Raw genomic sequence first — 13,891 nt, 5'->3', positions numbered from 1 at the left:
TGGCACCCTCCGATATATCTGCAACTCAAAGTAACACCATGTTGGCCCCGAGATTTGGCCGAAGCACTGTGTTTTAGGTCGCTGCCGATCCGAGCTAGAGGTTGCCGCAACGGATCGCAAGCACGGAGTGACCCGTCCGGCACAGGGCCTCGGCCCGATAGGAGTCGGTGACCACCAGCTGTCCCGTGTCGCGGTGGACGCCCAGGTACCGGTCCACGCCCTCGGTGAGAACCACCGGCTCGGCCCGCACGTCGGGGTACAACCGCGTCCATCGGGCAAGCCGACGAACCAATTGCCCTTGTGCTGGGCGATTGCCAGCGGTGGCATCCCGAACGTCGGGACCCCTCGCTACCGACACGGCCCGCAATGCGGCTCGGCGCAACCGCGCTTCGTCGAACGCGTGCCGCAGCACGGTGCCGTTGTCGGCTTCGGCGACCACGCTGCCGACCTGGGGAGGCGTCGGACGGCTCGCCGGCTGTTGGATCACGGCGACCGGGCACGACGCCGAGCGGATCAGGCGGGCCGCAACGGCGGGTCCGCCGTGGCAGGCATGGTTGAGCCCGATCCGCCCGACGCAGACCATGACCGCCGACCTGGATGCTTCGAGCAGCTTGGAAACCGTTCTTCCCCAGAGGATTTCGGTTTCGACCTTGACCGGCTGGCCGACGGCGTCGACGGCCCGGTGGGCGTCGGTCAACGCGGCACGGGCGACGGCAAGCCGAGTGGCGTCGTCGCGCGCGGCCCAGCCGTCATGCGGATCGATGACATACAACAATCGCAGGGGGATGTCGCGGCTCACCGCCTCATCGATCGCCCAGACGGCCGCATGAATCGCCGCCCTGGATCCGTCGACGCCTACCAGAATTGCGGGAGCTGGATACACGTTGCTCATCGCGAGGTCCTTCGTCGATCTTCTTCATGCCGTTCAACTACGACGTTATGACCGTAAACCTCACTCCCCCAGAGGCATTGGTCCCGAATTCAGTGCCTTTAGACCCTATTGGTGGCCGAAACAACCGAATTGACTGTGGCCAGGAGTTACGCGAAGCCGCGGAGACCCTCTCGAAAAGTCCGGCGTCGCTGTAGTTGCGCTACCTACGGACGCTGTTGGAGTAGGGGGCCGATCAGAACTCGACCGTCGTCTTTCGTCGCCGGTCGACATCATCACCTCGCGGCACCCCGAGATGCTGCGGGCCGTGGCCGACGGCGCCGGAACGCCAAGCATGGCAACCGCTTTCGCTGTACGACCGGTGCGAGACGGGTTATGGACTGAGATTAACAAAAGGTTAACAAAAGATGAATTTTACCTAGCCCGCTTCGTGAAATAAGCAAAACCCCGCCGGCATCGGCCGCATTTGCGACTTTTGAAGGGCCCAAAAAACGAAAGTCTTCGCAATGCCCTGCGCGCACGCTCCCCCGACCCGATAAGTGCCACGCTGCCCGCCCAGCGGGCGTGGTGCGATCGCGCTGGGCTGCCGTCTCACCTGACGCGGGGTGAGCCGTGCGCCGCGGGCGCACATGCGAATCAGCGGGCGGCCCAAATATCTTCCAGACACGCCGATGCGGCTGGCGCCGGCGTCGGTGGCGTTTGCCCGAAATCCACACTTCGAGGGGATGTATCACACATGGAGTGGACTTTTCTTCCACCCGAAATCAATTCGGCCCGAATGTATACCGGCCCCGGATTGGCCTCGCTACTGGCCGCGGCCGGAAGCTGGGATGCGCTGTCGGCCGAACTGGCCTCCACCGCCGAGGCATACCAATCCGTGCTCGCGGGCCTAGACCTACAGTGGCGCGGCCCCGCCTCCGAGTCGATGGCGTACTCGGCCACCCGGTACGTGGGCTGGCTGCAAGCGACCGCCGAGCAGACGAAACAGACAGCCATGCAGGCGCGGACGGCCGCGGCGGCCTACGAGCAGGCGTATGCGATGACGGTGCCCCCGCCGCTGATCGCCGCCAACCGCACGCTGTTGGCAGCGCTGGTGGCGACGAACATCGTCGGCCAGAACACCGCCGCCATCGCGGACACCGAGGCGCAGTACGCCGACTTCTGGGCTCGGGACGCGGCTGCCATGGCCGGCTACTCCGTGGCGTCGACGTCGGCGACGACCCAGTTGCCCCGGTTCGCGACCGCGCACAAGTCCATCAACGAGTCCGGGGTGGGCGCGCAGAACGCCGCCGTGGCCACGGCCAACGCCAACTCTGGCGCGACTAAGGCTGCCACACAAGCGTTTTCACCGGTTTCGCCCCAGCAGCCGCAGGTGCAAGCGGCGCCGAATCTGGGAGCGGCCGGGGGCGGGCGGCCCGCCTTTGCGGTCCTTGACGCCATTCAGGGAACGGGCCTGGGTTTCAGCGCTCCGTACAACATGGAGCAATTCGTGTCCGGCATCATCGGGGCTGAGAACAATTTGGGCATTCTCGCCAAGCCCGGCGCGGCCGCGGCCAATCTCGCTCCCGCGCTCGCAGCGCCCGCGCTCCGCGGCGCCACGTCGGGACTCGGCGGTGGCCTGGGCAATGTCACCGCGGCTCTCTCGCACGCCGGCAGAATCGGGCCGATGTCGGTGCCCGCGAGTTGGTCCGCACCCACGAGCACCCATATCTCGCCGCTGGAACCCGCCGGCTTCACCACGTTGCCGGGGACCGAAGAGCCGATGGCTTCCGGGTATCCCGGTTACCCCGGCATGCCAGGCGGCGGCGCCGCCCGATCGGCCGGGGCGGGTGCCCCACCCCGCTACGGCGTGCGGCTCACGGTGATGCCACGCCCGCCAGCCGCCGGGTGACGTGCCACCAGCCCACCAACTGCCGTCGACCACAGGACTGACCCTTCGTCGCCGGCAGCTTCGCTACACGCAGCCCATGAAGCTGTAGGACAATGGATTTCGGCTTTCTTCCGCCAGAGGTGAACTCGGGCCGGATGTACGCAGGCCCAGGGTCGGGCCCGCTGCTGGCCGCCGCGACAAGTTGGGACTCGCTCTCGGCCGAATTGGGCACCACCGCCGCGGTATACGAATCGGTGCTGTCCGGCCTGACCGGCTTGTCCTGGCAGGGACCCGCAGCCCACGCGATGGCGGCCGGCGCCGCCCCCTATGTGGCGTGGCTGCATGCGACCGCCGAACGTGCACAACAGACGGCCATGCAGGCACGGATGGCGGCGGCGGCCTACGAGCTCGCTTTCGCCATAACCGTGCCCCCGTCCGCGGTCGCGGCCAACCGCACCCAACTGGCGACGCTGGTCGCAACGAACTTCTTCGGCCAGAACACCGCGGCCATCGCGGCCACCGAAGCCCAGTACGCCGAATACTGGGCTCAGGACGCCGCTGCGATGTACGGCTATTCCGCCAGTTCAGCCGCGGCGGCCCAAGTTTCGCCGTTCGTCGCCCCGCGCCAAACGACCACTCCGGATGGGGAAAGGGCTCAGCGAGACGCCGTCGCTCGAGCCACCGCCAACGCCTCGATCTCGAGCGCGAAATCGGGATCGCCTGGGGGAATTGTTCTCTCGAGGCAAGACCAACTGTTCCGGATCTTTGACACCATCCAGGGGACCTCAACTGCGTTCAGATCCCTTTTCACTTCGGAGGGGACCGCTGCCGGAATCATCCAGGCCGACAAGAACTTGGGCATCTTGCCGAACGTCGCGGCGGTCCCGTCCGCGCTTCCCATGGCGCCTGCGCTCAGCGGCGCCCCGTCGGGGGTTGGCAACGTCAGCGCGGTGCTCGCCCGTGCCGGACGGATCGGCTCGATGTCGGTGCCCGCCGGCTGGGCCGCCGCGACCGGCAACCCCGTCGCGGCATCGCCGGGCAGCGGCATGTCCGGCCTGGCGACGACCGAAGCGGCGGCCCAATCCGGGTCCGGGACGCCCGGCATACCCGGGGTACCGGGAGGGACCGTCAGGCGGGCCACGCTTGTGGTTCCCCGCTACGGCAGGCGGATCATGGTGACGACTCGCCCGCCCGCGGCCGGCTGACCGCTAGCGGGCGGGCGGCTGCGGCGATTCGGGTGGCGCGGGCGGCCCGGGCGCGGCAGGCGGTTCCGCGGGAGCGAATCGCCAGTTGTCCGGATTCTTCGGCGAATACACCACCGGGAACAGCTGGCCGATGGTCGGCCATTGATTCACATCGACGGCCAGGCGCTGATACACGGCGTGCTCGTTGACGGTGGGCCCATTGATCACGCCGGCGATGGTGACGAACTGCTCGCCGGTGGCGTCGGGGCGGGGGCTTATGCCGGTCACCAGCAACGTGCCGCTCAGCACCTCGCCCCGCGGGCCGCGTGGGACGAACCGTTGAACGAGAAACACGGCCAGCACGGCCATCAGCAAGAGCAACAGTCCGAATTCCCACACGGGGCCATGGTAGGGCCGTGATAAGACTGCGTCATGAGCCGCACCGACGACGATGCAGAACGAAGCGATGAGGAGGAGCGGTGCAGATAAGCCAGGACGATCTGGCGCTGGCACTGACGCTGGCCGACCGCGCAGATACGTTGACTTCGGCGCGATTCGGCGCGCTGGACCTGCGCGTCGACACCAAACCCGACCTGACGCCGGTGACGGACGCCGACCGCGCAGTGGAGACCGAGCTGCGTGAGGAGCTCGGGCGCGAACGGCCGGACGACAGCATCGTCGGCGAGGAGTTCGGCGGGGACACCACCTTCACCGGCCGTCAGTGGATCATCGACCCGATCGATGGCACCAAGAATTTTGTCCGCGGGGTTCCGGTGTGGGCCACTTTGATCGCGTTGCTCCAAGACGGTGTTCCCGTCGTCGGCGCCGTGAGCGCCCCGGCATTGCAGCGGCGGTGGTGGGCCGCGCACGCCCGGGGCGCTTTCGCCGCGGTCAACGATGCTCCTCCGCGCCGGCTCTCGGTTTCCTCAGTGGCACAACTGAATTCGGCGAGTCTCTCGTTCTCCAGCCTGTCCGGGTGGGCCCAGCTGGGCGTTCGGGATCGATTCATCGCGCTGACCGACACCGTCTGGAGGGTGCGCGCCTTCGGTGACTTTCTGTCCTATTGCCTGCTCGCGGAAGGCGCGGTCGACATCGCCGCAGAACCGGAGGTGTCGGTGTGGGATCTCGCTGCGCTCGACATCCTGGTGCGCGAGGCGGGCGGGACGCTGACGGCCCTGGACGGCACCGCGGGACCGCATCACGGCAGCGCCGTGGCCACCAACGGCCTGCTGCAGCAGCAGGTGCTCGACAGCCTCGCTGTGAATTAGTTAACAAGTGTTCTCTCCGATCTTACTCCGGAGTAAGATCGGCGGTATCCGCAACGCCCAACGACCTGAGGCTGCTGAAAATGACCGGTTCCGGTTCCAAACAGACACCCACCCGCTCCCGCGCCAAACGGCGCGACCATAAGTCCGCTGTCGGCCTGCAAACGCACAAACGCACTGGCGTCGACATCGCGATCGCGCTGATCACCCCGCTCGTCGGTCAGGAGTTCCTGGACAAATATCAGCTGCGTGACCCGCTGAACCGCGCGCTGCGCTACGGCACGAAGACTGTCTTCTCCACCGCCGCCACCTCGTCTCGGGAGTTCAAGCGCATCCAGAACCTGCGCGGCGGACCAACCCGGCTCAAGTCCAGCGGCAAGGACTACTTCGACCTGACGCCTGACGACGACCAGAAGATGATCGTCGAAACTGTCGACGAGTTCGCCGAGGAAGTGCTGCGGCCCGCCGCGCACGATGCAGACGAAGCGATCACCTACCCGCACGAGCTGATCGCCAAGGCCGCCGAGCTGGGCATCACGGCGATCAACATCCCCGAGGATTTCGACGGCATCGCCGCACACCGGTCCAGCGTGACCAATGTGCTGGTCGCCGAGGCGCTGGCCTACGGCGACATGGGTCTGGCGTTACCGCTGCTGGCCCCGGGCGGCGTGGCCTCGGCGCTGACCCATTGGGGCAGCGCCGACCAGCAGGCCACCTACCTTCCCGAGTTCGCCGGTGAGAACGTGCCCCAGGCGTGCGTGGCCATCGCCGAGCCGCAACCGCTCTTCGACCCCACCCGGCTGAAGACCACCGCGGTGCGCACACCGAGCGGCTACCGCCTGGACGGGGTGAAGTCGTTGGTCCCGGCCGCTGCCGATGCCGAGCTCTTCATCGTCGGCGCGCAGCTGGACGGTAAGCCGGCCTTGTTCATCGTCGAGTCCTCGACGAAAGGCCTTACCGTGAAGGCGGATCCCAGCATGGGGATCCGTGCGGCTGCCCTGGGCCACGTCGAACTCTCCGGGGTGACGGTGCCGCTGAGCGCGCGGCTCGGTGAGGACGAGGCGACCGACGAGGATTACTCCGAGGCGATCGCGCTGGCCCGACTGGGCTGGGCCGCGCTCACCGTCGGCACCTCGCACGCGGTGCTCGACTACGTCGTCCCGTACGTGAAGGAACGCGAGGCCTTCGGTGAGCCGATCGCCCACCGCCAGGCGGTCGCCTTCATGTGCGCCAACATCGCCATCGAATTGGACGGGCTGCGGCTGATCACCTGGCGCGGCGCCGCGCGTGCCGAGCAAGGTCTGCCGTTCGTCCGCGAGGCGGCGCTGGCCAAGCGGCTCGGCGCCGACAAGGGCATGCAGATCGGCCTCGACGGCGTTCAGCTGCTCGGCGGCCACGGCTACACCAAAGAGCACCCGGTCGAACGCTGGTACCGCGACCTGCGGGCCATCGGCGTTGCCGAGGGTGTCGTCGTCATCTGAGTCGTTATTCAAATCGAGCTGAAAGTTCAATCATGGCAATCAATTTGGAACTTCCGCGCAAGATGCAGGCGGTGACGACGAAGACGCACCAGGGCGCCGCGGAGTTGATGCGCCCGATCGCCCGCAAGTACGACCTCAAGGAGCACGCCTACCCGGTCGAGCTGGACACGCTATTCAGCCTCTTCGAAGGCGCCTCGGAGTCAATCGAATTCGCCGGAGCGAACGCGCTGGGCGGCGAGGACGAAGAGCGGGACAAAAACCACAACGGCGCCAACATGGCCGCGCTGCTGCAAACGCTGGAGGCGAGCTGGGGCGACCTGGCGATGATGTTGTCGGTCCCCTATCAGGGACTGGGCAACGCGGCCATCTCCGCCGTCGCCAACGAGGAACAACTGCAACGCCTGGGCAAGGTGTGGGCGGCGATGGCCATCACCGAACCGGGCTTCGGATCGGACTCGGCGGCGGTGTCCACGACCGCCACCCTGGACGGCGACGAGTACGTGATCAACGGCGAGAAGATCTTCGTCACCGCCGGATCGCGCGCCACCCACATCGTGGTGTGGGCGACGCTGGACAAGGCGGCGGGCCGCGCGGCGATCAAGTCGTTCGTCGTGCCGCGCGAGCACCCGGGTGTCACGGTCGAACGGCTCGAGCACAAGCTCGGCATCAAGGGTTCCGACACCGCGGTCATCCGGTTCGACAATGCCCGCATTCCCAAGGAAAACCTGCTCGGCAACCCCGAAATCGAGGTGGGCAAGGGCTTTTCCGGAGTGATGGAGACCTTCGACAACACCCGGCCCATCGTTGCCGCCATGGCCGTCGGTGTCGGCCGCGCCGCCCTGGAGGAGATCCGCAAGATCCTCACCGAGGCCGGCGTGGAGATCTCCTACGACAAGCCTTCACACACCCAGAGCGCCGCCGCGGCGGAGTTCATCCGCATGGAAGCCGATTGGGAGGCCGCCTACCTGCTGTCCCTGCGGGCGGCGTGGCAGGCCGACAACAAGATCCCGAACTCCAAAGAGGCTTCGATGAGCAAGGCCAAGGCCGGCCGGATGGTCACCGACGTCACGCTCAAGTCCGTCGAATTGGCAGGCACCGCAGGCTATTCCGAGCAGTTGCTGCTGGAGAAGTGGGCGCGCGACTCGAAGATCCTGGACATTTTCGAAGGCACTCAACAGATTCAGCAGCTGGTGGTCGCCCGCCGCCTGCTGGGGCTGTCTTCATCCGAGCTCAAGTGACTCGCGAGCTTCCGCGTTCCGCGCCGAACGTGTAACCAGGGCGAGATTTCTGCTGATTTCTCGCCGTGATTACACGTTCGGCGAGGGCGGGTGGTGCCGCATTGGTCGGCGGTCGGGTTAGCGTCGAAAGATGGACACTTTTCAGGCGCTCGTCGCGCGACAAGATGGTGACCGGATAACCGCGTCGGTCGAGACGCTTCGTCCTGACGACCTGCCCCCCGGCGAGGTGACCATCCGGGTCCTGTATTCGAGCGTCAACTACAAGGACGCGCTGGCATTGACGCCCGGTGGCGGCGTGGTGCGCGACTACCCGGTGGTGCCGGGCATCGACCTGACCGGTGAGGTCGTGGACTCGACGTCTCCCGACTTCGCCGTGGGCGATGGGGTTCTGGCGCACGGGTATGCGATCGGCACCGGTCACCACGGCGGCTACGCCGAATACGTGCGACTGCCGGCCGACCAGGTGGTCTCGCTCGGCGCGCTGAGTCCGCATGAGGGCGCCGCCATCGGGACCGCCGGCTTCACCGCCGCGATGAGCGTTCAGGCGTTGATCGACTGGGGCATCGCGGCCGACGCCGGTCCCGTTGTCGTCACCGGAGCCGCCGGCGGCGTCGGCTCGGTCAGCGTGGACCTGCTAGCGGCCGCCGGCTATCAGGTGGTCGCGTCGAGCGGCAAGGCCGAGGCGGCCGACCGGCTCAAAGCCCTTGGCGCCGCTGAGGTTATCGGCCGGTTGCCCGCCGATCCCGACGCCAAGCCACGACCGCTCGGAAAGGCGCGGTGGGCCGGCGCAGTGGACTGCGTGGGCGGTGCGACGCTGGCCGACGTGCTCAGCACCGTCGATTACGGCGGGGCCGTGGCGGCCAGCGGCCTCACCGGCGGTCCTGCCCTGCACACCACGGTGCTGCCGTTCATCCTGCGCGGGGTCGCGCTGCTGGGCATGGACTCGGTGCTGATGCCGATCGGACCGCGCCGCGAATTGTGGGCCCGGCTCGGCGATTCCTTGCGGCCACCTCACCTGGACTCACTGGTCAGCGAGGTCGACGTGAAGGACGTCGTCGAAGTCATCGATCAAGTGCGCGCCGGCAAATTCTCCGGCCGGGCCGTGGTGCGGGTCGCCGGCGGATTTTGAGCGGCCAGTAGGCTCTGGTGGCATGCGCGCGGTACAGGTGACTCGGCTCGATGGCCCAGACGCGGTCGAGCTGACCGAGATCGACGAACCGTCGGGCGACGGGGTGGTCGTCGACGTGCACGCCGCCGGGGTGGCCTTCCCCGACGCCCTTCTCACCCGCGGCCTCTACCAATACCGCCCGGAATTGCCGTTCGTGCTCGGCGCCGAGATCGCCGGCGTGGTCCGGTCGGCACCCGATGGCGCGAACGTGCGCGAGGGAGACCGGGTCGTCGGCCTCACGATGCTGTCGGGCGGCATGGCCGAGGTCGCGGTATTGGCCCCCGACCGGGTATTCAAGCTGCCCGACAATGTCAGCTTCGAGGCCGGCGCCGGCCTGCTGTTCAACGACCTGACGGTGTACTTCGCGCTGACCGTCCGGGGTCGGCTGCAGCGCGGCGAGACGGTTCTGGTGCACGGCGCGGCCGGCGGCATCGGGACCTCGGCGCTGCGGCTGGCGCCGGCGCTGGGCGCGGCCCGCACGATCGCCGTGGTCAGCACGCAGGACAAGGCCGACATCGCCACGGCGGCCGGCGCGACCGATGTGGTACTGGCCGACGGTTTCAAGGACGCGGTGAAGGAGTTGACCCATGGCCGTGGCGTCGACATCGTCGTCGACCCGGTCGGCGGCGACCGGTTCACCGATTCCCTGCGCTCGCTTACCCCCGGCGGGCGCCTGCTGGTCGTGGGCTTCACCGGCGGCGAGATACCTACTGTCAAGGTAAATCGATTGCTGCTCAACAATGTTGACGTGGTTGGCGTGGGTTGGGGCGCCTGGGCGGGGACGCATCCCAGCGCGCTGGACGAGCAGTGGGCCGGACTCGAGCGATTGCTCACCTCCGGGGAGCTGGCCCCGCCCGAGCCGATCACCTACCCGCTGGAGCAAGCCGCGACCGCGGTCGCCTCGCTGGAGAACCGCAGCGCCAAGGGGAAGGTCGTGCTGCGCGTCCGGGGTTAGCCGCCGCGCTTCGTCCCAGCCGCCACAGCGGTTTCGCCGCGAGGCACTCGACCGTTTGCCCGCCTCGTAGCGACTGTCTTTTCTCGGATACGTGCGCCTGGGTTGTTGTCGCTGCGAGGTCAACGCAACGCATGTCCCGTCCGGCGGAGGCGCGTATGGCGCTTGTGACGAATTCGGGACGGGAGAGAGGGTAGGCGCTCGCCGGTCGGGCCTTGTGCCCGCCAAAAAGAGAAAGTAATGTCACTTTCAGTTTTGCCGACCAAGATCGCCACCCAGTGATCCCCTCCGGAGGAACCGTCCATGGAATCCTTTGTGCACCTGCGAAAAGGCCGAACGCCGCGCCGCCTGCACGCCGACCTCGACGGCCTCAAGGACGACGAGTTGGGCCGGGGCGGATTCACCGGCCGCACCGCCAACCTCTACCGGCGCTACGACCCCACCGCCTATCGATCGGTCGGGCCGCTGCGTCCCATCGACGTGCTGTCCAGCGAGCTCAAGCCCAGCGATGCCACCGAAGCCGACGGCGGGCCGCTGCTGATGTTCAGCAACGACGACTGCCGAATCCTGTTGAGCCGTCGCCACGAGCCGATGCCGTTCTTCGTCCGTCACATCGACGGCGACCTGCTGTGCTTCGTGCATCAGGGCAGCGGCCTGGCCGAGACCGAATTCGGGCCGCTGCGCTATCGGGAGGGCGACTGGCTGTACGTTCCGAAGGCATGCACCTGGCGCCAGTTCCCCGACAGTGCGACGATGATGCTGATGATCGAGGCCACCGACGAATTCCGGGTGCCGCCGCCGGGCGCGCTGGGTCGCCACTTCCCCTTCGACCCGTCGCAGGTCGTCATCCCCGAGCCGGCGCCGGCCGACGACGCCGACGGTGACTTCGAGGTCCGGCTCATCCACCAGGGCGGCCCGACAACGCTCTTCTACCAACACAATCCGCTCGATGTCGAGGGCTGGCGCGGCGACAACTTCGCGTTCACTTTCAACATCGCCGACTACAACGTGGTCACCTCCGACAGTGTTCACCTGCCGCCGACGGTCCACCTTTTCATGCAGGCCACCGGTGTCTACGTGATGAACTTCCTGCCCAAGCCGGCCGAGGGGATCCCCGGCACCGAACGCACGCCTTGGTATCACCGCAACGTCGACTACGACGAGATCGCCTTCTTCCATGGCGGCTCGCTCTACGGCATCCCGATGCCGCCCGGTTTGATTTCGCATGCGCCGCAAGGAGTTCATCACGGCGCGCCGGAGAAGGCGCGAGAACGGGCGCGTCGCAAATTCGATGATTACTCTCGCGTCGACTGGCAGGTGATCGCCATCGACACTCGCCGGCGACTGACCCCGTCGGCCGAAGTGCTCGCCCACGACCTAGGACAACACTGATGAAGCACGAATACGAGCGAATCCCCTATCTCGTTGCTTTCCAGAACAATTCCGAGGTCCGAGACGTCTACGGCGGCCTGGCCGAGATCACCGTGCTGGAGAGCTACCTGCTCAAGCCCAAGGACAAGCCGTCGGACACCGTGCTGGTCTTCATGCATCCCATCGGCGGCGGCGCCTACCTACCGATGATCAACGCGCTGGCGCGGGCCGGCCATCACGTCATCTACTGCAACAGCCGCTTCCGCGGCACCGACTCGGCACTGCTGATGGAGAAGGTCGTCGAGGATCTCGGCGAGTGCATCAAGGACGCCAAGAAGCGGCTCGGCTACCAGAAGGTGGTGCTGGCGGGATGGAGTGGAGGCGGTTCGCTGTCGGTGTTCTACCAGCAGCAGGCGCAGAACCCGACCATCACATCCAGCCCGACCGGCGACGAACCCGACCTGACCAAGCTCGACCTGCCCGCGGCCGACGGCATCATGCTGCTGGCCGCGCACATCAGCCGCCACGGCACGTTGACCGAATGGCTGGACGCGTCGATCCTCGACGAAACCGACCCCACCAAGCGCGATCCCGAGCTGGACCTGTACAACCCCGACAACCCCAATCAGCCGCCCTACAGCCAAGAATTCCTGGACCGTTACCGGCAGGCGCAGATCGACCGCAACCGCCGCATCACCGCATGGGTCAAGGGCAAGCTGGGCGAGTTGAAAGCCGCCGGCCGCCCCGACGACGAGTTCGGTTTCGTCGTGCACGGCACCATGGCCGACCCACGCTGGCTGGATCCGGCCGTCGATCCCAACGAACGCAAACCCGGCACTTGCTACCTGGGGGATCCTCAGGTGGTGAACATGAGTCCGGTCGGGCTGGCCCGGTTCTCCACGCTGCGCGGCTGGCTGTCGCAGTGGAGCTACGACGACGCCCGCGGCGACGCGGTGGCCTGCGGGCCCGATATCGCGATCCCCGCGCTGGTGATCGGTAACCTCGCGGATGACGCCTGCACGCCCAGCCACACTCGGCGGCTGTTCGAGGCGATCGGACACGACGATAAGGAGATGCACGAAATCCCCGGCGCCACACACTATTACGCGGGCCCGGACCAGCGCGAAGCGCTGCGGGCCGCGGTCACTATTGTCACCGACTGGCTGATCCGGCACGATTTCGCGGACCAAGAATGACTTCCGCCGGCGACGATGCAGAGCGCAGCGATGTGGGGGTACCTCCCGCTTGCGGGGGAGAGGAGCGGCGCATCGATGTAGCCGGTCCGCTGGACGGCGTTCGGGTGCTCGAATTGGGCACCCTGATCGCCGGGCCCTTCGCGGGCCGGCTCCTCGGCGACATGGGCGCCGACGTCATCAAGGTGGAATTGCCCAAGGCGCCGGACCCGTTGCGCACCTGGGGTCAAGCCGAAATCGACGGGCAGCACGTCTTCTGGACGGTGCACGCGCGGAACAAGAAGGCGATCACGCTGGATCTGCGCCATCCCCGCGGCCGCGAACTGTTCTGCGATCTCGTCGAGAAATCCGACATCGTGGTGGAGAACTTCCGTCCGGGCACCCTGGAGAAGTGGAACCTGGGCTACGACGTATTGTCCGAACGCAATCCGGGCATCATCCTGGTCCGGGTGTCCGGCTACGGGCAGACCGGTCCCGACGCCACCAAGGCCGGCTACGCCTCGGTCGCCGAAGCGGCCAGCGGGTTGCGGCACCTCAACGGGTTTCCCGGCGGACCGCCGCCCCGGCTGGCCCTGTCGCTCGGTGACAGCCTGGCCGGCATGTTCGGCGCGCAGGGCGCGCTGGCCGCGCTGTACCGACGCAGCGTCACCGGGCGCGGCCAGGTGGTCGACGTCGCGTTGACCGAATCGTGTTTGGCCGTACAGGAATCCACCATTCCCGACTACGACGCCGGCGGGGTGGTGCGCGGACCCTCGGGCACCCGGCTGGAGGGCATCGCCCCGTCCAACATCTACCGCAGCGGCGATGGCTCTTGGGTGGTGATCGCCGCAAACCAGGACACGGTCTTCGCCCGGCTGTGCAAGGCGATGGGCCGCCCGGAGCTGGCCACCGATGACAGGTTCGCCACACACGTCGCCCGGGGTCGCAATCAAGACGAACTCGACAACATCATCGGGGCGTGGGCCGCGGAACGCCAGCCCGGCGAGATCATCGAAATCCTCTCCGCCGCAGGGGTGATCGCGGGCCCCATCAACACGGTCGCCGAAGTGGTCAACGACCCGCAGCTGCGGGCGCGCGGCATGCTGGTGGAGCACTACGACGAGCGCGTGCAGCGCAACGTGTTGGGACCGGGCATCGTGCCGGTGCTTTCGGAATCGCCGGGCCGAGTCCGCAATGCCGGTCCCGCGCGGCCGGGCCAGCACAACGACGACGTCTACATCGGGCTGCTGGGCAAGACCGCCGAGGAGCTCGAGGAGCTGCGCGCCGAGGAGGTGCTGTGA

At 67.2% G+C, this 13,891-nt stretch carries 12 protein-coding genes; 10 read left to right on the top strand and 2 right to left on the bottom strand.

Features of this window, described 5'->3' with window-relative positions; all coding sequences use genetic code 11:
- Positions 1-94: 94 nt before the first annotated feature.
- Positions 95-892 (bottom strand): universal stress protein, encoded by a 798-nt coding sequence (locus AC5Y4T_RS00165; protein WP_499951459.1) that lies wholly within the window; start codon positions 890-892, stop codon positions 95-97.
- A 733-nt stretch (positions 893-1,625) separates the two neighbouring features.
- Between AC5Y4T_RS00165 and AC5Y4T_RS00160 the strand changes: the two genes are divergently transcribed.
- Together AC5Y4T_RS00160 and AC5Y4T_RS00155 are read left to right on the top strand one after the other, a co-directional pair.
- Positions 1,626-2,780, top strand: coding sequence for a PPE family protein (locus AC5Y4T_RS00160; RefSeq protein ID WP_499951458.1), 1,155 nt, complete (start codon positions 1,626-1,628; stop codon positions 2,778-2,780).
- A 92-nt stretch (positions 2,781-2,872) separates the two neighbouring features.
- Positions 2,873-3,964: a PPE family protein gene (locus tag AC5Y4T_RS00155; protein WP_499951457.1), complete on the top strand. Its 1,092-nt coding sequence runs from the start codon at positions 2,873-2,875 to the stop codon at positions 3,962-3,964.
- A gap of 3 nt (positions 3,965-3,967) precedes the next feature.
- On the opposite strand, the gene AC5Y4T_RS00150 is transcribed toward AC5Y4T_RS00155, so the two are convergent.
- Positions 3,968-4,312 carry a hypothetical protein gene (locus tag AC5Y4T_RS00150; RefSeq protein WP_499920202.1) on the bottom strand — a complete coding sequence of 115 codons (345 nt, stop codon included), beginning with the start codon at positions 4,310-4,312 and terminating at the stop codon, positions 3,968-3,970.
- Between the two features lie 116 nt (positions 4,313-4,428).
- Between AC5Y4T_RS00150 and hisN the strand changes: the two genes are divergently transcribed.
- From hisN to AC5Y4T_RS00110, 8 genes are all read left to right on the top strand, one after another.
- On the top strand, positions 4,429-5,211 hold the full coding sequence (gene hisN / locus AC5Y4T_RS00145; RefSeq protein ID WP_499948839.1) for a histidinol-phosphatase: 783 nt from the start codon (positions 4,429-4,431) through the stop codon (positions 5,209-5,211).
- A gap of 80 nt (positions 5,212-5,291) precedes the next feature.
- A complete protein-coding gene (locus AC5Y4T_RS00140; protein WP_499951456.1) occupies positions 5,292-6,689 on the top strand; it encodes an acyl-CoA dehydrogenase family protein in 1,398 nt (465 codons plus the stop codon).
- Between the two features lie 32 nt (positions 6,690-6,721).
- Positions 6,722-7,927, top strand: a complete 1,206-nt coding sequence (locus tag AC5Y4T_RS00135; RefSeq protein ID WP_499919870.1) for an acyl-CoA dehydrogenase family protein — start codon at positions 6,722-6,724, stop codon at positions 7,925-7,927.
- Between the two features lie 130 nt (positions 7,928-8,057).
- Positions 8,058-9,056 (top strand): acrylyl-CoA reductase family protein, encoded by a 999-nt coding sequence (locus AC5Y4T_RS00130; protein ID WP_499951455.1) that lies wholly within the window; start codon positions 8,058-8,060, stop codon positions 9,054-9,056.
- Positions 9,057-9,078: 22 nt separating this feature from the next.
- Complete coding sequence (locus tag AC5Y4T_RS00125; protein ID WP_499951454.1) at positions 9,079-10,050, top strand: NADPH:quinone oxidoreductase family protein; 972 nt, start codon at positions 9,079-9,081, stop codon at positions 10,048-10,050.
- A 300-nt stretch (positions 10,051-10,350) separates the two neighbouring features.
- Positions 10,351-11,439: a homogentisate 1,2-dioxygenase gene (locus tag AC5Y4T_RS00120; RefSeq protein ID WP_499951453.1), complete on the top strand. Its 1,089-nt coding sequence runs from the start codon at positions 10,351-10,353 to the stop codon at positions 11,437-11,439.
- Positions 11,439-12,614, top strand: coding sequence for an alpha/beta hydrolase family protein (locus tag AC5Y4T_RS00115; protein WP_499951452.1), 1,176 nt, complete (start codon positions 11,439-11,441; stop codon positions 12,612-12,614). The genes AC5Y4T_RS00120 and AC5Y4T_RS00115 overlap by 1 nt, the downstream gene beginning before the upstream one ends.
- Positions 12,615-12,685: 71 nt before the next feature.
- Complete coding sequence (locus AC5Y4T_RS00110; protein WP_499920199.1) at positions 12,686-13,891, top strand: CaiB/BaiF CoA transferase family protein; 1,206 nt, start codon at positions 12,686-12,688, stop codon at positions 13,889-13,891.

It is taken from the genome of Mycobacterium sp. NGS11, assembly GCF_059813315.1.
The sequence above is the reverse complement of the archived record's forward strand: the minus strand, read 5'-3'. Positions and strand labels throughout refer to the sequence as shown.